This window comes from Streptomyces spiroverticillatus, from assembly GCA_014650415.1.
Lineage (GTDB): Bacteria > Actinomycetota > Actinomycetes > Streptomycetales > Streptomycetaceae > Streptomyces > Streptomyces spiroverticillatus.
The window spans coordinates 41,532-63,101 of the sequence record BMUX01000008.1 but is presented as its reverse complement, the minus strand read 5'-3'; the positions used below and the strand labels follow the sequence as shown (position 1 = coordinate 63,101).

At 72.5% G+C, this 21,570-nt stretch carries 21 protein-coding genes; 10 read left to right on the top strand and 11 right to left on the bottom strand.

Annotated elements, in window-relative coordinates; all coding sequences use genetic code 11:
• The first annotated feature begins 166 nt into the window (after window positions 1-166).
• The 3 genes from IE269_RS21950 to IE269_RS21940 all read left to right on the top strand — a co-directional run bounded on the left by IE269_RS21950 (window position 167) and on the right by IE269_RS21940 (window position 5,167).
• Window positions 167-4,150, top strand: coding sequence for a SpoIIE family protein phosphatase (locus IE269_RS21950; RefSeq protein WP_229898103.1), 3,984 nt, complete (start codon window positions 167-169; stop codon window positions 4,148-4,150).
• A complete protein-coding gene (locus IE269_RS21945) occupies window positions 4,150-4,458 on the top strand; it encodes an STAS domain-containing protein (RefSeq protein WP_189824789.1) in 309 nt (102 codons plus the stop codon). Before IE269_RS21950 ends, IE269_RS21945 begins: the two co-directional genes overlap by 1 nt.
• A gap of 460 nt (window positions 4,459-4,918) precedes the next feature.
• On the top strand, window positions 4,919-5,167 hold the full coding sequence (locus IE269_RS21940) for a hypothetical protein (RefSeq protein WP_189824788.1): 249 nt from the start codon (window positions 4,919-4,921) through the stop codon (window positions 5,165-5,167).
• A gap of 1 nt (window position 5,168) precedes the next feature.
• On the opposite strand, the gene IE269_RS21935 is transcribed toward IE269_RS21940, so the two are convergent.
• Window positions 5,169-5,816: a TetR family transcriptional regulator gene (locus IE269_RS21935; RefSeq protein WP_189824787.1), complete on the bottom strand. Its 648-nt coding sequence runs from the start codon at window positions 5,814-5,816 to the stop codon at window positions 5,169-5,171.
• Between the two features lie 123 nt (window positions 5,817-5,939).
• Here IE269_RS21935 and IE269_RS21930 point away from each other — a divergent pair, with 123 nt between their 5' ends.
• On the top strand, window positions 5,940-6,086 hold the full coding sequence (locus tag IE269_RS21930; RefSeq protein ID WP_189824786.1) for a hypothetical protein: 147 nt from the start codon (window positions 5,940-5,942) through the stop codon (window positions 6,084-6,086).
• Window positions 6,087-6,123: 37 nt separating this feature from the next.
• Window positions 6,124-6,414, top strand: a complete 291-nt coding sequence (locus tag IE269_RS21925) for a DUF4190 domain-containing protein (protein ID WP_189824785.1) — start codon at window positions 6,124-6,126, stop codon at window positions 6,412-6,414.
• A 7-nt stretch (window positions 6,415-6,421) separates the two neighbouring features.
• Here the strand turns inward: IE269_RS21925 and IE269_RS21920 are convergent, their stop codons facing one another.
• The 7 genes from IE269_RS21920 to IE269_RS21890 all read right to left on the bottom strand — a co-directional run bounded on the left by IE269_RS21920 (window position 6,422) and on the right by IE269_RS21890 (window position 12,893).
• On the bottom strand, window positions 6,422-7,033 hold the full coding sequence (locus IE269_RS21920; protein ID WP_189824784.1) for an EF-hand domain-containing protein: 612 nt from the start codon (window positions 7,031-7,033) through the stop codon (window positions 6,422-6,424).
• 2 nt (window positions 7,034-7,035) lie between these two features.
• Entirely contained in the window at window positions 7,036-7,881 is an 846-nt protein-coding gene (locus tag IE269_RS21915) for a bestrophin-like domain (RefSeq protein WP_189824783.1), read from the bottom strand.
• Window positions 7,878-9,275, bottom strand: a complete 1,398-nt coding sequence (locus tag IE269_RS21910) for an urea ABC transporter substrate-binding protein (protein ID WP_189824782.1) — start codon at window positions 9,273-9,275, stop codon at window positions 7,878-7,880. The genes IE269_RS21915 and IE269_RS21910 overlap by 4 nt, the downstream gene beginning before the upstream one ends.
• A gap of 172 nt (window positions 9,276-9,447) precedes the next feature.
• On the bottom strand, window positions 9,448-10,488 hold the full coding sequence (locus IE269_RS21905; RefSeq protein ID WP_189825048.1) for an NAD(P)-dependent alcohol dehydrogenase: 1,041 nt from the start codon (window positions 10,486-10,488) through the stop codon (window positions 9,448-9,450).
• Window positions 10,489-10,558: 70 nt separating this feature from the next.
• Complete coding sequence (locus IE269_RS21900) at window positions 10,559-11,317, bottom strand: SDR family NAD(P)-dependent oxidoreductase (RefSeq protein ID WP_189824781.1); 759 nt, start codon at window positions 11,315-11,317, stop codon at window positions 10,559-10,561.
• Between the two features lie 14 nt (window positions 11,318-11,331).
• On the bottom strand, window positions 11,332-11,976 hold the full coding sequence (locus IE269_RS21895) for a TetR family transcriptional regulator (protein WP_189824780.1): 645 nt from the start codon (window positions 11,974-11,976) through the stop codon (window positions 11,332-11,334).
• A 71-nt stretch (window positions 11,977-12,047) separates the two neighbouring features.
• Window positions 12,048-12,893, bottom strand: a complete 846-nt coding sequence (locus IE269_RS21890; protein ID WP_189824779.1) for a helix-turn-helix transcriptional regulator — start codon at window positions 12,891-12,893, stop codon at window positions 12,048-12,050.
• Between the two features lie 143 nt (window positions 12,894-13,036).
• On the opposite strand from IE269_RS21890, the gene IE269_RS21885 reads away from it, so the two are divergent.
• From IE269_RS21885 to IE269_RS21875, 3 genes are all read left to right on the top strand, one after another.
• Complete coding sequence (locus tag IE269_RS21885; RefSeq protein WP_229898053.1) at window positions 13,037-14,068, top strand: alcohol dehydrogenase catalytic domain-containing protein; 1,032 nt, start codon at window positions 13,037-13,039, stop codon at window positions 14,066-14,068.
• 208 nt (window positions 14,069-14,276) lie between these two features.
• On the top strand, window positions 14,277-14,435 hold the full coding sequence (locus IE269_RS21880; protein WP_189824778.1) for a hypothetical protein: 159 nt from the start codon (window positions 14,277-14,279) through the stop codon (window positions 14,433-14,435).
• 185 nt (window positions 14,436-14,620) lie between these two features.
• Window positions 14,621-17,314: a class III lanthionine synthetase LanKC N-terminal domain-containing protein gene (locus tag IE269_RS21875; RefSeq protein WP_189824777.1), complete on the top strand. Its 2,694-nt coding sequence runs from the start codon at window positions 14,621-14,623 to the stop codon at window positions 17,312-17,314.
• Between the two features lie 4 nt (window positions 17,315-17,318).
• Here IE269_RS21875 and IE269_RS21870 read toward each other — a convergent pair whose 3' ends face one another.
• Entirely contained in the window at window positions 17,319-17,912 is a 594-nt protein-coding gene (locus IE269_RS21870) for a TIGR03086 family metal-binding protein (RefSeq protein WP_189824776.1), read from the bottom strand.
• A 207-nt stretch (window positions 17,913-18,119) separates the two neighbouring features.
• Between IE269_RS21870 and IE269_RS21865 the strand changes: the two genes are divergently transcribed.
• Entirely contained in the window at window positions 18,120-19,067 is a 948-nt protein-coding gene (locus tag IE269_RS21865; protein ID WP_189824775.1) for a helix-turn-helix transcriptional regulator, read from the top strand.
• A 7-nt stretch (window positions 19,068-19,074) separates the two neighbouring features.
• On the opposite strand, the gene IE269_RS21860 is transcribed toward IE269_RS21865, so the two are convergent.
• A complete protein-coding gene (locus IE269_RS21860; RefSeq protein ID WP_189824774.1) occupies window positions 19,075-20,001 on the bottom strand; it encodes an AraC family transcriptional regulator in 927 nt (308 codons plus the stop codon).
• A 101-nt stretch (window positions 20,002-20,102) separates the two neighbouring features.
• Here IE269_RS21860 and IE269_RS21855 point away from each other — a divergent pair, with 101 nt between their 5' ends.
• Entirely contained in the window at window positions 20,103-21,053 is a 951-nt protein-coding gene (locus tag IE269_RS21855; protein WP_189824773.1) for an MBL fold metallo-hydrolase, read from the top strand.
• 17 nt (window positions 21,054-21,070) lie between these two features.
• Here the strand turns inward: IE269_RS21855 and IE269_RS21850 are convergent, their stop codons facing one another.
• Window positions 21,071-21,547 (bottom strand): (2Fe-2S)-binding protein, encoded by a 477-nt coding sequence (locus IE269_RS21850; RefSeq protein WP_189824772.1) that lies wholly within the window; start codon window positions 21,545-21,547, stop codon window positions 21,071-21,073.
• Window positions 21,548-21,570 lie beyond the last annotated feature (23 nt).

The window sequence follows — 21,570 nt, the reverse complement described above, 5'->3', positions numbered from 1 at the left end:
GGAAGGTCACGAAGTTCCCGCAGGCCCCGGCGTTTTCGCCGCCGACGACGAGGTGGGTCGCGACCTCGCCGCCGTGGACTGGGCGTCGACCGCGGTCGGCCCGCCCGAGTCCTGGCCGCAGAGCCTGCGCACGGCGGTGAGCATCCTGCTGTCGTCCCGGTTCTCGATGTGGATGGCCTGGGGCCCGGAGCTGACCTTCTTCTGCAACGCCGCCTACCGGAAGAACACCCTGGGCACCAAGTACCCCTGGGCCCTCGGCCGTCCGGCCAGCGAGGTGTGGGCGGAGATCTGGGACGACATCGGCCCCAGGATCGACACCGTGATGGCCACCGGCCAGGCGACCTGGGACGAGGCGCTGATGCTGGTCCTGGAGCGGTCGGGGTACCCGGAGGAGTCGTACCACACCTTCTCGTACAGCCCCCTGCGCAATGACGACGGCAGCGTCGTCGGCATGCTCTGCGTGGTCAGCGAGGACACCGAGCGGGTCATCGGCGAGCGGCAGATGGCGACCCTGCGCGATCTGGGCTCCGACCCGAGCGTGGCCCGCACCGAGCAGGAGATGCTGGCCTTCATCGGCGGGCAGCTCGGCCGGAATCTGCGCGACCTGCCGTTCACGCTGACGTACCTGTTCGCGGAGGACGGGTCGGCGCGGCTCGCCGGTGCGACCGGCATCGGGGCCGGCCATCCGGCGGCCCCGCCCCTCCTCGCGGCGGACGCCCCCGACCCGGTGTGGCCGGTGGCCGCGCCCGCCCGGGGCGATTCGGCGGTGGTGGAGCTGGGCTCCGGGCCGCTGGCCTCCCTGCCGACCGGCGCCTGGCCGCAGCCGCCCCAACAGGCTCTGGTGGCACCGCTGTTGCAGCAGGGCGGCACTCCGTACGGATTCCTGGTGGCGGCCCTGAACCGGTTCCGGCCGCTGGACGCGGGCTACCGCGCGTTCCTGGAACTGGTCGCCGGGCATGTCGCGGCGGGCATCGCCGGGGCCCGCAGCTATCAGGCGCAGCAGCGGCGGGCGGAGGAGCTGGCCGAGCTGGACCGGGCCAAGACCACCTTCTTCTCCAACATCAGCCATGAGTTCCGCACCCCGCTGACCCTGATCATGGGCCCGGTGGAGGAGCTGCGCGGCCAGTTGGCGCAGGCCGAGCCGCAGGTGCGGGAGGAGCTGGACGCCGTACACCGCAACGGTCTGCGGCTGAGCAAGCTGGTCAACACGCTGCTCGACTTCTCCCGCATCGAGGCGGGGCGCATGCAGGCCCGTTATGCGCCGGTCGATCTGGCGTCGGTGACGGCGGAGCTGTCGAGCCTGTTCCGGTCGGCGGTCGAGCGGGCGGGGCTGGGCTTCGACGTGGACTGTCCGCCGCTGGACGAGCCGGTCTTCCTGGACCGGGGCCTGTGGGAGAAGGTCGTCCTCAATCTGCTCAGCAACGCGCTGAAGTTCACCTTCGACGGTTCGATCGCGGTACGGGTACGGGCGGACGGCGACCATGCGGTGGTGACCGTCGCCGACACCGGGATCGGCGTCCCGGCCGCCGAGGTGCCCAAGCTCTTCGAGCGCTTCCACCGCATCGAGAACGCCCGCGCCCGCTCCAACGAGGGCAGCGGCATCGGGCTCGCCCTGGTCAGGGAGCTGGTCGCGCTGCACGGCGGCACGATCACCGCCGAGAGCACCGAGGGCGAGGGCACCCTCTTCACCCTGCGGATTCCGTACGGCAGCGCTCACCTGCCCGCAGAATCCCTCGCCTCCGCCCCGGCCGGCGAGGGCCCGTCGGCCGCCGCCGATCCATACCTCCAGGAGGCCCAGCGGTGGCTGCCTGCGGAGGACAGCGAGGTACGGGAGCCCGCCCCGGACACGCCCAGCGCGCCCGTGTCCGCCTCCTCCGGCGGGCCGGCCCCGGCCCGGGTGCTGGTCGCCGACGACAACGCCGACATGCGCGACTACCTGACGCGTCTGCTGCGCGGGGCGGGCTACCGGGTGAGTGCCGTGGGCGACGGGATGGACGCCCTGCGGGCCGTCACCGATTCGCCGCCGGACCTGGTGGTCAGCGATGTGATGATGCCCCGCCTGGACGGGCTCGCGCTGGTCAGGGCGCTGCGCACCGAACCTCGTACGGCGGCCGTGCCGGTACTCCTGCTGTCCGCGCGGGCGGGGCAGGAGGCGTCCATCGAGGGGCTGGAGTCGGGGGCCGACGACTATCTCGTCAAGCCGTTCGCCGCGGCCGAACTGCTGGCGCGCGTACGGGCGAACGTGGAGCTGGCGCGGATGCGCACCCACCACGCCCGCTGGCGCACGGCGCTGGTGGACTCGCTCCAGGAGGCGTTCTTCGTCTGCGACGAGGACGGCGCGGTCATCGAGATCAACGCGGCGTTCGCCGACATCCTCGGGTACGGTCCGCAGGGTCTGCCGTACGCACCGACGCACCCGTGGTGGCCGGACCCGGACGTCGACCCGGTGGCGCACCGGCAGGTCACGGAGGCCTTCGACACCCTGCAGGGGCAGTCCAAGGGCAGCTACACCATCCCCGTCAACCACCGTGACGGTCATAGGCTGTGGGCCACCGCCACCTTCAACCGGGCGCAGGACCCGGACACCGGCAAGCGCGTCACCGTCGGCACGTTCCGCGACGTCACCGCCGAGCACTACGCCATCCAGCGCGAGAGTGCCCTCGGCTCCCTGAGCACCTGCCTGTCGCAGGCCGCGAACCTGCCGGACGCCCTCGCGGGCGCGCTGGACGAACTGCGCGAACTGTGGCGGGCGGAGGGTGTGCTGGCCGCGGTCTTCACGGGCGGCGACGAGCCCGAACTCACCGGCACCGGGCAGGCCCCCCGCTGGGAGCACCTGACGGGAGACCGCCGCCAGGCCCTGACCGACCTGCGCGAACGCCCCCTGCTGTCCCCGCTCGCCGACCGCGCCGGGGCCGGCATCCTGCTGGAGCACCCGGAGGGGCAGCTGGCCCTGTGGATCGACCTGGGCGGGCGTCGCCAGTTCACCGGCGAGGACCAGCTCCTGCTGTCCCTGCTCGCCGGGCGCCTGGCCCAGGGCCTGTCCCGGGTCCACCAGATCGACCAGCAGCGCGAGACCGCCATCGCGCTGCAACGCGCCATCCTCGGCCCGTCCCGGCTCCCCGACGGTTTCGCCGTACGGTACGAACCCGCGACCCAGCCCCTGGAGGTCGGCGGCGACTGGTACGACACGGTCGCCCTGCCCGACGGGCGCATCGGCATCGTGGTCGGCGACTGCGTGGGCCGCGGCCTCCAGGCGGCCGCCGTCATGGGCCAACTCCGCAGCGCCTGCCGGGCGTTGCTGCTCCAGGACGCCAATCCTTCCCGTACGCTCATGGCGCTGGACCACTTCGCCGCCGGCATCCCGGGCGCCCTGTGCACGACCGTCTTCTGCGGGGTGCTCGACCCGGACACCGGCCGTCTCACCTACTCCAGCGCCGGACACCCGCCGGGCATCCTGGCCCACCCGGACGGCGACACCCGTCTCCTCGACGCGGGCCGTTCGACGCCGCTGGCGGTGCGCCCGGGCCATCCGCGCCCGGAGGCGGACTGCACGATGCCCGCACGGTCCACCCTCCTCCTCTACACCGACGGCCTGGTCGAACGGCGGCGCCGCCCGCTCATGGACGGCATCCACCAGGCGGGCGCGGCCGTCCAGGAGGGCCGGGACACCGCGGTCGACGACCTCGCCTCACAGGTCATGTCGCGCCTGGCACCCGCCGGGGGTTACGACGACGACGTGGCGCTCCTCCTCTACCGCCACCCCGCCCCGCTGGAGGTGACCTTCCCCGCCGAGTCCTCCCAACTGGCCCCGGTACGCAAGGCGTTGCGCAGCTGGCTGACCGCGTGCGAGCTGCCCCCGCAGCTGCTCCAGGGAGTCCTGGTCGCGGCCGGTGAGGCCTGCGCGAACGCCGTCGAGCACGGGCACGGACACCTGAACACCCCGGGTGACACGGTCCGCCTCCGTGCCGAGGCCCTGGTCGACACGCTGCGCCTGAGCGTCGCCGACTCGGGCCGCTGGAAGACCCCGGCCCCGGAGTCGAACCCGCACCGGGGGCGCGGCGTGACCCTGATGCGCGCCATGATGCAGCAGGTCACCATCACCCCCGGCCCGTCCGGCACCACCGTCGAAATGCACGCGAGGATCTCCTGATGACGACACCGCTCACGCTCACTGCCGGCCACCGCCCGGACGGCACCGCCCTGCTGACGGCCTCGGGCGAGGTCGACATGAGCAACAGCGCCACCCTCGCCGAAGCCCTGGAGAAGACGGCGGGACGGCCCCTGGTCCTCGATCTGACGGCCGTCGACTACCTGGACAGCGCGGGCCTGAGCGTCCTGTTCGCCCACGCCGACCACGTCAGCCTGATCGCCACCCCGCTCCTGACCCCGGTCCTGACCATCTCGGGCCTCGCCGACCTGACGACAGTCCACGACGCGACGATCCCGGAGCGCACCTGAGGCCCACGCCTCGGCCGCCTGCCGGAGGGAGTCGGTCAGGGCGGCCACCTGTTCCGCCTGGTCCGCGGACAACCGGCACGCCTCCCACAGCAGTTCGGCGGCGCGGGCGGCCCGGGGCGGCGGGGCCGAAGGGTCCTCGGGCTGGGGTCCGCCGGTGAGCACGGCGAGTTCGCGGGCGTCGTACCCCAACAGGGCGGCGCAGTCGCTGACCAGACGGGGTGTCAGTTCGCTGCGCCCGGTGCCGATGACGATGCACGTGGCGGCCGAGAGATAACTCGGCGTCACGTACGCCAGGGTGTGGGCGATGCCGGACCAGCCCAGATTGCGGTACGTCAGCATCCGGACGACCAGCGCCCCGGGCCCCGTCCCGCGACAACTCCCCGCCCCACCGGTCCTCCTTCGGGTGACCTCCGGGCGGGCCCGCCATGCCTGCCGCGCCGCAGGTGCTTGGCTGCACCTCATGCCACTTTCGCGTACCGTACCGTCCCTCGCCCGCGCGGCCGCCGGACTCTCCCTGATCGCCGCACCGCTGCTGATCTCCGTCTCCCCGGCGCACGCCGTGCCGATGCCCGCCGCCGTCGACGCCGGGCCCTGCTTCAACGTGGAGACCCCGCCGGGATACACCTGTCTGCCCGCGCCGAAGCAGTGCATCGCCGCCCCGTGCCCCCAGTACGCGCTCGTACCGGTGACGGAGCCCGCGGCGGTCTGACTCAGCGCCCGTCGAGCCAGTGGGTGCGGCCGAGGCTGATCAGGCGGAGTTGGCGGCGGGCCAGTTCCGCCGTCGGTTCCTGGCCCTCGGGGCCCGCTTCCAGGAAGGCGGAGGCGGTCATCACCATGTGGTCGACGTAGACGCCCGCCAGCATCTCCAGGTCCTCCCGCGACCAGCCCGACGAGTCCGGCAGCGCGCCGAGCGCGTCCGCCACCTCACCGGCGAAGAGGGCCAGTTGGGTGCCGATCGCCTCCCGCACGGGGCGCACCCCGCCGTGCCGTTCGCGTGCGATGAACCGTACGTGCGCGGGCGCCGAGCGGACCAGGTCGGCGATCAGCCCCACCGTGAGGGCGATGCGGGCTTCGCTGTCGTCGGCGTCCGGCGCGGTGAGGCCGGCCCGGATCGCGGTGTGCAGGCCGTTCAGGGACTCGTCCACGAGGGCGACGCCGAGTTCGGCGGTGTCCTTGAAGTGCCGGTAGAACGCGGTCGGCGCGATCCCCACCTCCCGGGTCACCTCGCGCAGGCCGAGGCTGCTCAGGCTCTGGTGCTCCAGGAGCCCGAGGGCCGCGTCCATCAGGGCCTGGCGGGTCTTCAGTTTCTGGGCCTGACGGATTCCGGAGGTCCGGTTCGCTCCTGCTGTGTGACTCATGTCATCCAGTAAACAGTCGTTCTCCGAAGAACGGAAGCATGGGGATGTGGTTCAGTGGACAACTGTAAGTACAGATGTTCACTGAAAGCCGGAACTCCTGCTCCTCCGTGAGGTGTTGAGACCGTGATCGCACTCGTTGCCGTCCTCCTGCTCCTGGGCCTCCTGCTGGGCCCGGTCGCCCATGTCCCGCTGCCCGTCAGCCTGATCGCGGCTGCCGTGATCGGCGCCTGGCTGCTCATCTTCGCCGTGAAGGAACGCCGGCACCGCTGAGCCCCTTCCATCAGGTACGCCCCGGAAAGGAACCGCCATGCAGCTCACCGCCCCCACCAGTCGCACCACCCGCACCGGCACCCGCCCCGTCGGCCTGCGCGACGCCGACGGGATGGCCGTCGCCGCGTTCGTGCTCGGCCTCGTCGGACTGCTCGTCATGAACGTCCTGCTGGGCCCCGCCGCGATCGTCCTCGCCGCCCTCGCCCTGCGACGCGGCACCGCCCGACGGTTCCGGGCGTGGCTCGGACTCGGGCTCGGGGTCGCCGATCTCGCCGTGCTCGCCGTTGTCGTCGACATGAGCAACTCGATTTCGTGGAGCCTCGCCTGACCAGCCGTCAAGCCAGTAGGGCGGCAGGCGGCGGGCCCAGCAGCCAATTGCCCGGTGCGTCGGGTGAGTTGCTGGTGAAGTATTCCAGGACTGCTGCGTGGATCTCGTTGTGTTCGAGCGTTCCGCTGCCGTCCCGGTCGAGCATGCGGTAGGCCGCTGTCAGGTCGCGTTCCGAGGTGAGACCGAAGGCTGCCGAGAGCAGTACGCGGTATTCGCGTTCGGAGACCTGGTCGTCGCCGTCGGTGTCGGCGATGTCGACCAGGGCGCAGCACAGGCGGTTGAGGGAGGTCCGGAAGGGCCGGGCGCGGTCGCGGCCGGCGGCGAGGAGTTGTTCGGTGAAGGCGTCGCGGTCCAGTTCGCCGCGGGCGCCGGGGTCGTGCAGGGCCCAGAGTTTGCGGTAGCGGGCAAGCAGGCGCCGGTGTTCGCGCTGGCCGGGGCGGTGGTTGAAGGCGCGGGCCAGGCGGGCGGCGGCGAGGTCGTAGTCCTCGCTGGTGAGGCGGCCGTCGCGGTCGGTGTCCAGGCAGGCGAACCACCGGTGCAGCTTCCAGTGCAGCAGGAGGTCGTCGGGCGGATCCACGTCGGCAGGGGACGACGTACGGCCGAGGAGTCGGTAGAACACGTTCACATCTCCAGGTTCTGCATGCTCGCCACCACCGACTCGAAGGCGTCCGGCCCGATCCCCGCGTCCCCGCCGAACGGTTTCTCCAGCGAGGCGACCAGGAAGACGGAGAGGGCGACCACCGTGGCCAGTACCGAGACCACCAGGCGCTGGACCCAGTCCCGGCGGACGCCGAAGAAGTAGACCATCACCACCGAGAGCACGCCGCCGCAGTAGAGCATCAGCCAGACCACGGTGGGGACTTCGGAGCGGGCCGCCAGCAGGCGCAGGCGGCGGTTGTCGCCGAGGGCGTTCATGCGCTCGATGGACGGCTGGTAGAGGGGGCTGGCCTTGCCGTCGGGGCCCATGTCCGTGTAGACGGTCCAGAGTTCGGTGAGGGCGGCGTGCGCGCGCGGGTCGGGGCCGGCCGTGGTCATCGCGTCCCACTCGTCGCCGATCACGATCGTCGCGTACGTACGGGAGGCCTCCTGCACCTGGCGGCGGACCGGCACCGCGAAGCCCCGCGACATCCGCTCCAGGTCGGCGAGGGCGTTGGCCTCCTGGGCGACGGTGGACTCGGCGTCGGCGTAGTTCTCCCAGACCACGACCACCGCGAAGGCGACCAGGGTGGCGAAGACCGTGCCGATCATGGCGAAGACGGCGGCCTGCGAGGCACTGTTCTGCGTGACCGTCACATTGCGTACGCAGTAACGGGCAAGCGGCAGGCCCGCGTTGACGAGGAGGACGGAGAGCCCGACGAGGAGCGCGCAGGACGCCCACATGGGGAGCATCGCGCGTTTGACGAGGATCAGGCCGAGTGCGGAGCCGAGGAAGAGGAGCCAGTGCACCCAGAGGCGGTGGAACTTCACAGGCCGGCCTCCCCAAGCATGTCATTGGGGAGCACCTTGCCGCCGGGCGGGCGGTCCCACCGGCCGCCCCAGCCCTCGTACAGGCCCTTGAGCAGGTCGTTCCAGTCCTGTCTGCGGCGGAAGGGGCTGTAGGGGACGGGGTGGATGACCGTCTCCGACTCCCACACCACGTCCATCTGGCCGTCGGTGCGGATGCGGCCGAGGCGGGCGGTCTTCCAGAGGTGGAGGTTCTCGCGGTCGACGAAGACGGTGCCGCCGGGGCTCTGCCAGCTTGCGCCGCGCAGGGCTTCGGTGACGGCCGCCGGGTCGGCGCTGCCCGCGTCCCGTACCGCCCGGGCCCAGAGCATGACGCTGCTGTACGAGGCCTCCGCCGGGTCGGAGATCACGGCGTCGGGCCCGTAGCGGGCCCGGTAGCGGCGGACGAAGGCGGCGTTCTCGGGGGTGCGGACGGACTGGAAGTAGTTCATGGCGACGTAGTTGCCGGCCATGCGGCGGGCGTCCATGGCGCTGAGTTCGGACTCGTTGAGGACGAGGGAGAGGACGGGGAGGGTGCGGGAGGTGGCGCCGGCGTCGAGGAGGGCCTTGAAGAAGGGGAGGTTGGTGTCGCCGACGACGGTGGAGACGATCGCGTCGGGGCGGGCGCGCAGGATGCGGGCGGTGGCGTCGGCGACGGCCTCGGGGCGCATCTCGCCGAGCGGGAGGTAGTGCTCGCCCGCCACCGTGCCGCCCGTGGCGGCGAGTTGGGCCTTGACGACGGCGTTGGTGGCGCGCGGGTAGATGTAGTCGGAGCCGACGAGGAAGAGGCGTTTGCCGCGGTTGTCGAGGAACCACTTCACGGCGGGGGCGACGACCTGGTTGGGGGTGGCGCCGGTGTACACGACGTGCGCGGAGTGCTCCATGCCCTCGTAGAAGGTGGGGAAGAAGAGGAGCCCCTGGTGCTTCTCGACCAGGGGGACCATGGTGCGGCGGCTCGCGGAGGTGTAGCCGCCGAAGACCGCCCGCACCCCGTCGGTGGTGAGCATGCGGCGGACGGAGGCGGCGAAGACGGCGTTGTCGGAGCGGGTGTCGAAGGTGACGGGTTCGATCCGGCGGCCCAACACCCCGCCCTGGTCGTTGAGTTCGCGGACTGCCAGCAGGACTGCGTCGGTGAGCGGCTTCTCGGCTATGGCGAGGCCGCCGGTGGCGGAGTGCAGCACGCCGACCTTCACGGGGGCGGAGTCGGTGTCACCGGGTGCGGTGCAGGCGGTCGTGAGCAGCGCGGCCCCGAGGAGGGCGGCGAGCGCCGTACGGCTTCGTCGCTGATAGCTCCGGGCGATTCGAGTCCCGCTCCGGGCGATTCGAGTACGGCTGCGGGCGATTCGGGTACGGCTCCGGGCGCGTCGCGTCCTGGTCATCGCCTTCTGCCCCCGTGAATCCGGTCCGTCACCCTGCGCGCTGTGCGGTCACGCAGCGTACGCCGTGGGGAGGCGCACGGCCGCCTCGATGCCCGGTACGTAACCCGGACGGCCCAAACACGCCTCCGCCCCCGGTCCGGGCTCGGAGCGGGGGCGGGAAGGGGGGCGGGGCTCAGCCGTTGGGCAGGATCACCGCGCGGCCGTTGATGCGGCCCGCGTGCAGGCGCTCGTACACCTCGGGCGCCTGGTCCAGCCCGTACGTCTCCACGTGCACGTCGAGCACACCCGAGCGGGCCAGGTCCAGGACCTCGATCAGCTCGGCGCGCGAACCCCAGTACGGGGCGCGGAAGGCCGCGTCGTACGGAACGACCCCGAAGCCGACGGGGGCCGCGCCGCCGCCGATGCCGACGATCGTCACGTCGGCCTCCACCCCGGCGCAAGCCGAAGCGGTGGCGACGGTGGGCGGGGCGCCGACGAAGTCGAACACGGCCTGCGCGCCCAGGCCCCCGGTGAGTTCGCGGACCTTGGCGGCCGCGTCGGCGTCGGAGAGGACGGCCTCGTGCGCGCCGACCTTGCGGGCCAGGTCGAGCTTCTCCTCGGTGACGTCGAGGGCGATCACGCGGGCCGGGGTCAGGGCTCGCAGCAACTGGATGGCGACGTGGCCGAGGCCGCCGGTGCCGATGACGACGGCGGTGCTGCCGGGGGTCAGCTTCGGCAGCGAGGTCTTGATCGCGTGGTACGGGGTCAGGCCCGCGTCCGTGAGGGGCACGGCGGTGACGGGGTCCAGGTCGCCGAGCGGGACCAGGTGCCGGGGGTCGTCCACGATCATGTACTCGGCGAGTGCGCCCGGGGCGCCCAGTCCGGGCGGGCGGATGCCGAGTTCGGCGGCGCGCAGGCAGTAGTTCTCCTTGCCCTGCGCGCACATCAGGCAGGAGCCGCAGCCCCACGGCCCGTACACCGCGACCGAGTCGCCGACCTCGAAGCCGGTGACGCCCTCGCCGAGCGCGGCGACCGTGCCCGCGCCCTCGTGGCCGAGGGTGAGCGGCAGCGGGAAGGGCAGGGCCTCGGCGGGCCAGCTCATGACGGCGATGTCGGAGTGGCAGACGCCGGCGGCGGTCACCTTCAGCAGCACCTGGCCGGGGCCCGGCTCGGGGCGCTCCACGGTGACGACCTCGGGGGCGGCGCCGACGGCGCGGTACTGGACTGCCTTCATCTGAACGGGCTGGGCGGACATGACGTGCTTCTTTCCGACGCGGAGAGGGATTGTTGGGGGCGTACGAGGGTCAGCGGGCCGCGTAGCCGCCGTCGACGAGGTGGTAGCTGCCGTTGACGAAGGAGGCGCGGTCGGAGAGCAGGAAGAGGGTCAGTTCGGCGACCTCCTCGGCAGTGCCCAGGCGGCCCTGCGGGTGCAGGGAGACCAGGTAGTCGCGCTTCTCCTGGTCGCCGCCGGAGAGCAGCGGGGTGTCGATGAAGCCGGGGGCGACGGCGTTGACGCGGATGCCCCGGGACGCGTACTCGACGGCGGCGGTCTTGGTCAGGCCGACGACCGCGTGCTTGGCGGCGGAGTAGGCGGGCGAACCGGCGAAGCCGTTGGTGCCGAGGATGGAGGACATGTTGACGACCGAGCCGCCGCCGGAGGCGAGGATGAGGGGCAGTTCGTAGCGCAGGGAGTAGAAGACGCCGTTGAGGTTGGTGTCGATGACGCGCTGCCAGTCCTCGATGCCGTACTCGCCGGTGGGGGCGGAGGCTCCGGCGATCCCGGCGTTGTTGACGGCCAGGTGCAGTCCGCCGAACTTCTGGAAGGTGAAGTCGACGGCGGCGCGCACCGATTCGGGGTCGGTGACGTCCACCCGGACCGCTTCGGCCTTGCCGCCGGCCGCGACGATGGCCTCGGCGGTCTCCTTGGCGCCCTGCTCGTTGTAGTCGGCGACGACGACGGCCGCTCCGGCCTCGGCGAGACGACGGGCGACTTCGAGGCCGATGCCGGAGGCGGCGCCGGTGACGAGGGCGGTCTTGCGGGCGAATTCCTGGGTGCTGGTCATGGTGGTACCTGGTTTCACTTGTGCGGGGTGGTGCTGGGGGCGGGCTCGGCGGCCAGGGCCGCGAACGCCGCGTCGATCAGCTCGGGAAGGGGGGCCGCTGCTCCGGGGGCAGTCGTGTCCGCGCCGGGCGCGATCCAGAAACGTACGGCCGTGCCGAAGGCCCCGACGGCGAGTGCGATGGCGAGCGCCGGACGCAGGTCCCGCTCCGGGTCCTGCCCGAGGCGCTCGGCGACGATCCGTACCGACTCGTGCTGTGCCTCGTCCCGTACGTTGCCGTAGGCGGCCCGCAGCGCGGGCTCGGCGTGCAGCAGGTGCAGCAGCTCCCCGGCGCGGGGCCGGTGGGGCCAGGCGTGCGGGTCGCCGTCGAGCCAGTCGTGCAGGGCGCGGTGGTAGGCGGTGAGGGGGTTCTCGTCGGCGGGGCGGGCGGCGAGGGCGGCGTTGATGCGGGCGAAGTCGGCGCGCAGGGAGTCGACGACGGCGTCCTCCTTGCCGGAGAAGTACCGGGCGAAGGTGCGCCGGGAGACGTCCACACGGTCGCTGATGGCTTCGACGGTGACGCCGTCGAGGCCCTTCTCGAGCACCAGGTCCACGGCGGCCGCCGCCATGGCCTCGCGGCTCTCCTGGACTTTGCGGACCCTGCGGCCCTCTGTGGTGCTCATGGCATCGACTGTACTCCTCAAAGTGTCCCAATGGGACACTTGTCGCGACGGGACAGTAGATGTGTGCCACCTCACCTGTCGGCGAGCTCCTGCGTGCCGATGACGGACAGGAGCGCCAGGCGGTCGGCGTCCGGGGTGCCGGGCCTGGCGGACAGCCAGAGCAGACGCTGGCGGCCGTCCTCGCTGAAGAGGTTGTGGCAGTCCAGCTCCAGTTCGCCGACCACCGGGTGCACGAGCCGCTTGCGGGCCTGGCGGCGCACGGCGACGTCCCGCCGCTCCCACAGTTCCGCGAACTCCTCGCTGCGGGCGCGGAGTTGGGAGACCATCCGCCGTACGTCGGCGTCGTCGCGGCGGGCGGCCACCGCGCGCAGGTCGGCCACGAAGTCGTACGAGTGCGCGGGGTGGTCCTCGGCCGGATACAGGTCGCGGGTCTCGGGGCTGGTGAACCACAGGTGGACGTGGCTGTCGCTGCCCGGGCCCCTGGAGGCGGCGGGGAGGGGGCCGAGGAGGGCGGTGGCGAGCGCGTTCTGGGTGAGGGGCTCGTGCAGGTCGGTCATGATGCGGGCCGGGGTGTCGGCCAGCCGGTCCAGGAGGGCGAGCATGCCCGGGTCGATGTGGCCGAGGGGGCCGTGCGGGGGCGGCGAGGGGTGTCCGGCCAGGTGGAAGAGGTGGTCGCGTTCGTCGCTGGTCAGGCGCAGTGCACGGGCCAGGGCGGTGAGCATCTGCTCGGAGGGGCGGGCGCTGCCGCCGCGCTCCAGCTCCGTGTAGTAGTCCACGGAGGCCCCGGCGAGCAGGGCGACCTCCTCGCGCCGCAGACCCGGCACCCGGCGGCGCGGGCCTGCGGTCAGGCCGACCTCGGCGGGACGGATGCGGTCGCGCCGCGTCTTGAGGAAGGCGCCGAGTTCGGTGAGGTCCATGCCTCCATGGTCACCCTCGGCGCGGGGCCGGGCCAGGTGCGAGCCAGGGGGTGGCATCCCCTGGGTGAGCGCCCCCGTGGCTGTCGGGCGGCACGGGCGTGACAGTGGGGACGAGCCCGATTCCGTACCGGAAGGAAACGTTCATGAGCACCACGGACACCACGGACACCACACGCACCATGCGCGCCGCGCAGGCCGTCGCCGCGGGAGCCCCCTTCGAGCTGCGCGAGATCCCCGTGCCCGAGGCCGGTCCCGGGCAGGTACGGGTGCGGGTGCGGGCCTGCGGGGTGTGCGGCGGCGAGAACATCGCCCGCTTCGGCGCCCTCGGCACCCCGTTCCCCCGTGTGCCCGGCCACGAGATCGCCGGTGAGGTGGACGCGGTCGGCGCGGGCGTCACCGCCTGGCAGGTGGGCGACCGGGTCGGCATCGGCTGGCACGGCGGTTCCTGCTTCACCTGCGCGCACTGCCGCAGCGGCGACTTCGTGAACTGCGTGGAGCGGAAGATCGTCGGGGCGTCGTACGACGGCGGCTACGCGGAGTACGTCAGCGCGCCGCAGGACGCCCTGGCCCGCATCCCGGACGTGCTGTCCTTCACGGAGGCGGCACCGCTGATGTGCGCGGGGCTCACGGTCTTCAACGCGCTGCGCAACAGCGGGGCCCGCGCCGGTGACACCGTCGCCGTGCACGGCATCGGCGGTCTTGGGCACCTCGGGCTCCAGTTCGCGGACAAGATGGGCTTCCGCACGGTCGCGGTCAGCCGGGGCCGGGACAAGGAGAAGCTGGCCCGCGAGCTGGGCGCGGACGCGTACGTGGACTCCACCGAGGGCAGCGCGGGCGAGGCGCTGACCGCGCTGGGCGGGGCGAACGTCGTCCTCACCACGGTCGGGGTGAGCCCGGCGCAGGCGGACCTCGTCCAGGGACTTCGCCCCAACGGCCGCATGATCGTCGTGGCCACCGACCACCGCCCCGTGGAGGTCGATCCGGAACTCCTGGTCTTCGGCCGCCGCGAGGTGACGGGGTGGTACAGCGGGCATGCGCGGGACGCGGAGGAGACCCTGGCGTTTGCCGCGCTGAAGGGGGTGCGGCCGATGACGCAGACGTACTCGCTGGAGAAGGCTGAGGAGGCGTTCCAGGGCATGGGAAGTGCCGAATACCGGAATGTGCTGGTGCCCTGAGCGGACGCCGCCGGGGCGGCGGTGAAGCTCCGCGTGACGCCGCATCTGCTTCAACTGCCTTGTTGTCAAAGCCCTTTGACCCCCATAGAGTCCGGTCGTCGCGACGCGCACATGGTGTTTGCACGCACATGCAGAAAGCCTGAGCACGACCGGCGCGCCCGGAAGATCCCGGGGCACGCGTCCGGTTCCACGGCCAGAAGGAGTCGTCATGGAAGCACTCTCCGCGCTCACCCCCCGGGAAGCCGGCGCGCTCGTCACGGAGCCGCAGGTCTCGTTCGCCAACGTCGAGAACATGGACGGCGCGGTGGACAAGTGTCCCTTCAGCATCTGTTTCGACAGCTGCTTCGGCACCGGCTACACCGGCTGATCAACGGCCTTGCAACAGAGGGCGGTTGAGGTTCTGACGGCCCCTCAGCAGTAGTCGGCGAAACGACCCGGGGGAGACATGCGGTGACTGAATGGAACGCGGAAGAAGCACTTCGCGAACTGATCGGCACCGCTTCTCCCCCGGGTCGGTCGACGGGTGACTCGACGAGGGATTCGACGGATCACTTGCTGGGCCACTCGATCACCACCGGGCCGGTGTGGACCCGGGTCCACCCGGTCGGCCTGCACGTGCCGACGCCCGAACACCCGCTGCCCGAGCGCCCGTTGCCGGAGCACGGCTGGAAGCTGCACATCTCCGCGCGGCCCGTGAACCTTCCGTCCCTGGCCGCGCTCCTGCTGCCCGTACTGCTGGAGGAGCGCGTCTCCTTCAAGCTGGCACGCACCGTCGGGGTACTGGCCGGGCTGAACAAGGCGGAGAAGAACCCCGCCGCGGTCGGCAAGGCAGTCACGGTCTACCCCGAGCCGGACCAGGTCCGCCGGCTGGGCCTCCGGCTCGCCGCACTGCTGCGCGGGCACACCGGTCCCCGCATCCTCAGCGACCGGGCCGTCGCTCCCGACGCCCCGGTCTACTACCGCTACGGGCCCTTCGGCGCCCGGTGGCAGCCCGACGCGTCCGGCTCGCTGGCTGTGGTGGCCGAGGGGCCGGACGGTGAACGGTTCGCATCCGCCGCGTCCTTGGAGTACCGGCAGCCGTCGTGGGTGAGGGATCCCTTCGGTGGGGCCGGGGCACCTGAGAAGGAGGTGGACGACGGCGCCGGACACGTCGTGCTCGGCGGCCGGTACCGGGTGATCGAGGGGGTGCACGGGTCGGCGCGCGGCAATGTGTACCGCGCGGTCGACCTCCGGGGGAGCGCATCCCCCGACTCCGCCGACGCGCGCCATGTCATCGTCAAGCAGGCCCGCGCGTACGTCGGCGAGTCCCTGGACGGCACCCACGACCTCCGCACCCGGCTGCGCAACGAGCGCCGAATCCTGGAAGCCTGCGCCGACGCACCCAACATCCCCCGCTTCCTGGACCACTTCGCGCACGACGGCGACGAATATCTGGTCACCACCGACGCCGGTACGCAGAACCTGTACGACCGCATACGCGAGCACGGCGGCTTCCTGCCGCGCGTCGGCGACCCGGAACCGGAGGGGCTGACCTTCGCACGACTGGCCACCCAACTTGCCTCCATTCTGGTCGAGTTGCACGCACGCGGCGTCGTCATGCGCGACGTCACCCCGGCCAACATCGTGCTGGACGGGCCCGACGACGTACGCCTCATCGACTTCGGCATCTCGGCCCTCGGCGGTCTCCACCTGCCCGGCGCCACCCCCGGCTACGCGCCGCCCTCGCAGCACACCCCGGACCACGCACCCGTCCCGGAGGACGACTGCTGGGCGCTCGGCCAGGTGCTGGCGAACGCGGCGACCGGGCTGCCGCCGGTGACGGGGGCGGACACGGACGAGCTGGCCCGCCTCCGTACGATGCAGGGCCTGTACGCGGTGTACGGCGAATCCCGGCCCGAACTCACCTCTCTGGTGGCGGACTTGCTCGGGAGCGAGGGCGCTGGGCAAGCCGTGGCCCGACTACGGAAACTGGCGTCGGCCGACTTCCCGGCCGCCTCCGTGCCCGCTCCCCCGGCCCTGCCCGCCGCTCCCGCCACCCTCCTGCAGGAACGGGTCCTCGCCTCCCTCGTCGAGGGTGCGGCCGACTACCACCTCGGCGCCGAACGCGGCACCTTCCCGTCCGTCGACGCCGCCCTCTACACCGGCAGCGCGGGCATCGGGCTGGAACTCCTTCACCATCAACATCGAGCTGGTGTCGGGGAGTTGCTGGAGGATCTGGCCCGGCACGCTGCCGAGAGCCTGCGGCGTGCGCCCATGCGGCCCGGGCTGTACTCCGGCAGGTCGGGCACCGATGTCTTTCTCGACGCAGCGGCGCGCGCGGGCATCCGTACGGCCGGGCGCACCGAGCGGGTCGCGACCGCCACCGGGCCGGCCGAGCGCGACGGATTCGCCGACGTGGACGTCATCAGCGGTCACGCGGGGGTGGGGCTGGCCGCGCTCATGCATCTGGCCCTCAATGCTCCTGCGGGCGCGGCCTCCTCAGGCCCGGCACCCGCGAACCCTGCCCGCACGGACCCCGGTGCCTGTGAAGGTCTCCCGCTCGCCGACCACCGCAAGGCCGCCCTCGCCGCCGCCGAGCGCCTCCTCCGGCACCCCGACGCCCTCACGCTGCCGCCCGACGCGCTCGACGCCTTCGGCACGACGACCGGTCTCGGTTACGCGCACGGCTTCGCCGGGATCACCGACTTCCTCGTCCTCCTCGCCGCCGACACCGACGACCCGTCCCTCCTGGAAACCGCGCACCGCTGCGTCACGAAACTCGCTTCCCGTGTCCCCGAGGCGGTCGCCCTCTCCCGGGCGGGCGCACCGGGCGCGCTGCCGATGTCGGCCTCCTGGTGTCGGGGCCTGGCCGGGCTCGTACCGCCGCTCCGGCACGGCTGGAGCGTGTTCGGCGACCGGGAGCTGCGTACTGCGGCCGAGCAGGCAGCCGTGGCGAGCGCGGAGTGGGTGCCGCGTCTGGGCAACCTGGGCCAGTGCTGCGGGGCGGCCGGTGTGGGCGACGTCCTGATCGACCTCGCCCGTGCCACCGGCTCCGAACGGCACTGGGAAGCCGCCCACGAGGTCGCCCGCCACCTGCTGCGCCGCAGCCACGGCCCCGACGAGGCGCCGCGGCTGCTGGTCAACGCGCGCTTCCAGGAGGCGCCGCACTCGTGGGCCCAGGGGCACGCGGGCATTCTCGCCTTCGTACGACGCCTCGGCCGGCCGGAGACTCCGGGGCTGCTGCCGGAGCCCGGCCGCCGCCTCTGACGGACTACGGCGTACGTCCCGTCCAGGCGACCAACTTCTCGATGGCCGGGGCGTCGTCGGAAACTGCCACCACCGGGCCGAACGGCACCGGGCCGCCGCGGGGTTCGGCGGGGATCGACCGCTGGGCGGTGGTGGCGCTCAGGGTCACGACCTCCTCGTTCCAGTCGGGCTGCCGGCCGGTGGCGGTGGCCAGGTCCCAGGTGTGGACGGTGAACTCCACGGTGAAGGCGAGGGCGGCTGCCGCGCCGGGGAGCGTGCCGAAGGGGAGGGGCAGCGGGCGGGCCAGCACCGCCGGGTCGGCCCAGGCGTCCTGGGCCTCGCGGACGGCCTCCGCCCAGGCCTTCGGGAGGGCGTCGTCCGCTACGTCGTCGGCGACGGGGGGCACGCTCATCGGATCGCCGCCGCTGCCCGCGAGGGCGATCCGGCGGAGCACGGCCACGAGGTGCCGGCCGAGTCGGGCGACGGTGAAGTCGGTGCAGGGGGTGGGGGTGTCGAGCTGGTCGGGGCGGGCGGCGAGGAGGGTGTCTCCGGCGAGGGCGACGGCGGCCCAGAGGGAGTTGCGGGGGTCGGGGGTCGAGGTGCTGTCGGGTTGATTCATGCGTTCAGCTTGTGGGGTGAAGTGGCCATCTCCTGGCCACTTTTCTGGAGGGATTGCGGGGGCCACACCTGGCACGGGAGGGGCCGCCCCGGTACCGGCCCCTCCCGCACCTCCGACACCGGCCAAGCCCCCACGGCCCCGGCCCGCCCGGCACCCCCGCCAGAATGGCCCTATGACACAGCCCGCCCCCGCCCAAGCCCTCCGCCCATGAAGGCCGACCGGCTCGTCGCCGCCCTGCTCTTCCTCCAGACCCGCCCCCGCGTCACCATCGCCGAGGTCGCCGCCGAGCTGGAGGTCTCCGAGCGGACGGCCCGGCGTGATCTGGAGGCCCTGGCCACCGCCGGGGTTCCGGTGTACTCGCAGCGTGGGCGTGGTGGTGGCTGGTCCCTCGTCGGCGGAGCGCGGACCGACCTCACCGGTCTCACCGGCGAGGAGGTCCGGGCGCTGTTCCTGCTGGCCGGTCCGGCGGCGTCCTCGCCGGAACTCCGGACGGTGGTAAGGAAGTTGATACGGGCGCTGCCCGCACCCCTGCGGTCCGCCGCCGAAGCCGCCTCCCAGGCGAATCTGCACGACCGCACCGACTGGGCGCACAGCCCCTCCACCGCCGAGCGGCCCCAGCTCGCCGCCCTCCAGCGTGCCGTGGTCGACGGCATTCAGGTCCGGCTCGGTTACGCCGGGCCCGGCAAGCCCGCTTCCGTACGCACGGTGCACCCGCTCGGGCTCGCCTCCAAGGCCGGGGCCGACTACCTGCTCGCCGACACCGACCGCGGGCTGCGGACCTTCCGGCTCAGCCGGGTCACCTCCGTCGAGCCGACGGGGGAGGCGGTGGTGCGGCCCGAGGGCTTCGATCTGCCCACCGCGTGGCGGTCGCTCACCTCGCGCATGGAGGAGCGTATGCACGCGGCGACCGTGCACGCGCGGGCCGAGCCCGCCTCCCGCGCCATCCTGGAGCGCGTCCTCGGCGCACGGCTGCGCATCACCGGCACCCATCCGGACGGGCGACTGGAGATCGAGGTCGACGGGCCGACCGTGGAGGTCGTCGCCGAGCGGCTGGCCGGGCTCGGGCGGCGCGTGGAGGTCGTGGGTCCGCCGGAGGCCCGGGCGCGGCTGGCCGCGTTGGCGGAGGAGCTGGCTGCGATGTACGGGTCCTCCTGACGCCGTCTCACCGGGCCCGGGCCGCCTCCCGGAAGCGGCCCGGCGTCGTGCCGAACTCGCGGGCGAAGGCGTGCGAGAGGGCGTACGGGGTGGCGTACCCGACCTGGCGGGCCACCGCGGCCAGGGGTTCGTCCGTGTCCCGGAGCCTGGTGGCCGCCAGCGTGAGCCGCCACCACGTGAGGTACGCCATCGGGGGCCGGCCGACCAGCGCCGTGAAACGGCGGGCCAGCGTCGGGCGGGAGACTCCCGCACGGGCCGCCAGGGCGTCATTGGTCCACGGGGCGGCCGGATCGGAGTGCAGGGCCCGCAGAGCCGCGGCCGTCACCGGGTCGTCGAGTACGGCCGACCAGGTCCCGGCCCCGCCCTCGGCGCTCCAGGCGCGGATCATGTAGACGAGGAGGAGGTCGAGGAGGCTGGGTACGGCAAGGCAGGAGCCTGGTCTGCCGAAGTGGAGTTCTCGGCCCAACAGGCCGATGGCTGAACGGAGTTCGGTCTCCTCCCCTACCCTGTTCGGGAGGTGGACGACCTCCGGCAGTTCCGCGAGGAGCGGGTGCGTACGGCTGTGGTCGAGGCGGTACTTGCCGCACAGCATCTCCGTCCCCGTACCGTCGTCCTCATGGCGCGCAGGCACGCCCGCGCTCCGGCGCTCCAGCCACCGGTCGAGCGGCACCGCGGCCGCCGCCGTCGCCGGGTCGACCCGGGACGCGGACAGCACGTGTCCGGTGCCCTGCGGCAGCAGCACCGCATCGCCCGCACGCAGCAGGAGCGGGTCGCCGCCGTCGGGCAGCAGCCAGCAGGCCCCCTCCAGCACGACGTGGAACGCGGCGCCGCCGTGCGCCTCGACACGCGTGCACCAACTCCCGTATGCCCGCAGCCTGTCGGAGGAGGGCCGCCCGACCCGTACGACGGCTATCGCGTCACTCACCACGTCCATCCGCGCAGCCTAGCCGGTCGGCTCCAGTGTGAGACGTACGCGTATCTGTTTGAGCACATCAGGCATTGAGCAGCTCATCGGGGCTTCCTAGGTTGGAGGTCATGAAGAGCGAGAGCGCACAGAGCATGTTCCTGGGTGACGTCGAAGTCATCCGTGTCGTCGAGTGGCGGGCTCCCATCGGGCCCGCGCGTGACCTGGTCCCCGGGGCGCCGGGCGAGCTGTGGGAGAGCAACCGGGAGTGGCTGACGCCCGATCACTGGGAGCCCGGGACCGACCAGGCGCGGGGCGCGCTCCAGTCGTGGGTGCTGCGCAGCGGGGGCAGGACCGTGGTGGTCGACACGGGGGTGGGCGACGGGCGCGAGCGCCCGCAGTCGCCGCTGTTCCACCGCAGGCAGGACGACTTCCTGGGCGCGCTGGCCCGGGCCGGGATCCGCCCGGAGGAGGTCGACGTCGTCGTCAACACCCATCTGCACAGCGACCACGTCGGCTGGAACACCAGAGCGAGCGGCGACCCGGCCGAGCCGTGGGTGCCCACCTTCCAGAACGCCCAGTACCTGATTCCGGCCGCCGACGACTTCCACTACGGGCCGCGGAACGGGTACGCGCAGGGCGTGCGCGAGGACGACCGACTGATCTACGAGGACAGCGTCGCGCCCGTGCACCGGGCCGGGCTGAGCATGCTGTGGAACGGTTCGTACCGCATCGACGAGCACCTCACCCTGGAGTCCGCCCCCGGCCACACGCCCGGCTCCTCCGTGCTGCGGCTCGCGTCCGGGGGCGACCGGGCGGTCTTCGTCGGCGACCTGCTGCACAGCCCGGTGCAGATCCTCGCCCCCGACTGCAACAGCGGCTTCTGCCTGGATGAGGAGCAGGCGGCCGCGAGCCGACTCCGGATACTCCAAAGGGCTTCTGATGTACGGGAATTGGTGTTTCCCGCGCACTTCGGCGGGGCCGGTGCGGTGGAGGTCCGGCGTGCGGGTGACGGGTTCGCCCTCGGGGAGTGGGCGGCCATGCACTCGGTACGGCCGACCGCATACGGTTCGTATGCGTAGATCCCCCGGGGCCCGGCTCACATTCGCGCGGCGCCCGCCTTGATGGCCTCGCGGATGCGTACGTACGTCCCGCAGCGGCAGATATTGCGGATGCCGTCGAGGTCCGCCTCCGTGATCTCGCGGCCCTCCTCGTGGACCCGGCGCACCAGCGCGACCGCCGCCATGATCTGGCCGGGCTGGCAGTAGCCGCACTGGGCGACGTCCTGGTCGAGCCAGGCCTCCTGCATGGGGTGCAGGTCCGCGCCGACGGTGTCCGGGAGGCCCTCGATGGTGGTGACCTCGTCGGTGGGCTTCAGGGCCTTCACGGGGATCGCGCAGGGGTTGGCGGCCTTGCCGTTGAGGTGGCTCGTGCAGGCCTTGCAGACGTTGATGCCGCAGCCGTACTTGGGGCCTGTGATGCCGAGGAGGTCGCGCAGCACCCACAGCAGGCGTTCGTCGTCGGCCGCGTCGACGGTGACCTGTTCGCCGTTGACGCGGAAGGTGTGTTCAGGCACGGGGGTCTCTTTTCAAAGGGCTT

Coding starts and splice junctions, on each gene's coding strand:
- IE269_RS21950 (WP_229898103.1), top strand. CDS start 167: ATGTGGATGGCCTGGGGCCCGGAGCTGACCTTCTTCTGCAACGCCGCC.
- IE269_RS21945 (WP_189824789.1), top strand. CDS start 4,150: ATGACGACACCGCTCACGCTCACTGCCGGCCACCGCCCGGACGGCACC.
- IE269_RS21940 (WP_189824788.1), top strand. CDS start 4,919: ATGCCACTTTCGCGTACCGTACCGTCCCTCGCCCGCGCGGCCGCCGGA.
- IE269_RS21935 (WP_189824787.1), bottom strand. CDS start 5,816: ATGAGTCACACAGCAGGAGCGAACCGGACCTCCGGAATCCGTCAGGCC.
- IE269_RS21925 (WP_189824785.1), top strand. CDS start 6,124: ATGCAGCTCACCGCCCCCACCAGTCGCACCACCCGCACCGGCACCCGC.
- IE269_RS21910 (WP_189824782.1), bottom strand. CDS start 9,275: ATGACCAGGACGCGACGCGCCCGGAGCCGTACCCGAATCGCCCGCAGC.
- IE269_RS21905 (WP_189825048.1), bottom strand. CDS start 10,488: ATGAAGGCAGTCCAGTACCGCGCCGTCGGCGCCGCCCCCGAGGTCGTC.
- IE269_RS21900 (WP_189824781.1), bottom strand. CDS start 11,317: ATGACCAGCACCCAGGAATTCGCCCGCAAGACCGCCCTCGTCACCGGC.
- IE269_RS21895 (WP_189824780.1), bottom strand. CDS start 11,976: ATGAGCACCACAGAGGGCCGCAGGGTCCGCAAAGTCCAGGAGAGCCGC.
- IE269_RS21890 (WP_189824779.1), bottom strand. CDS start 12,893: ATGGACCTCACCGAACTCGGCGCCTTCCTCAAGACGCGGCGCGACCGC.
- IE269_RS21885 (WP_229898053.1), top strand. CDS start 13,037: ATGAGCACCACGGACACCACGGACACCACACGCACCATGCGCGCCGCG.
- IE269_RS21880 (WP_189824778.1), top strand. CDS start 14,277: ATGGAAGCACTCTCCGCGCTCACCCCCCGGGAAGCCGGCGCGCTCGTC.
- IE269_RS21870 (WP_189824776.1), bottom strand. CDS start 17,912: ATGAATCAACCCGACAGCACCTCGACCCCCGACCCCCGCAACTCCCTC.
- IE269_RS21865 (WP_189824775.1), top strand. CDS start 18,120: ATGAAGGCCGACCGGCTCGTCGCCGCCCTGCTCTTCCTCCAGACCCGC.
- IE269_RS21860 (WP_189824774.1), bottom strand. CDS start 20,001: ATGGACGTGGTGAGTGACGCGATAGCCGTCGTACGGGTCGGGCGGCCC.
- IE269_RS21855 (WP_189824773.1), top strand. CDS start 20,103: ATGAAGAGCGAGAGCGCACAGAGCATGTTCCTGGGTGACGTCGAAGTC.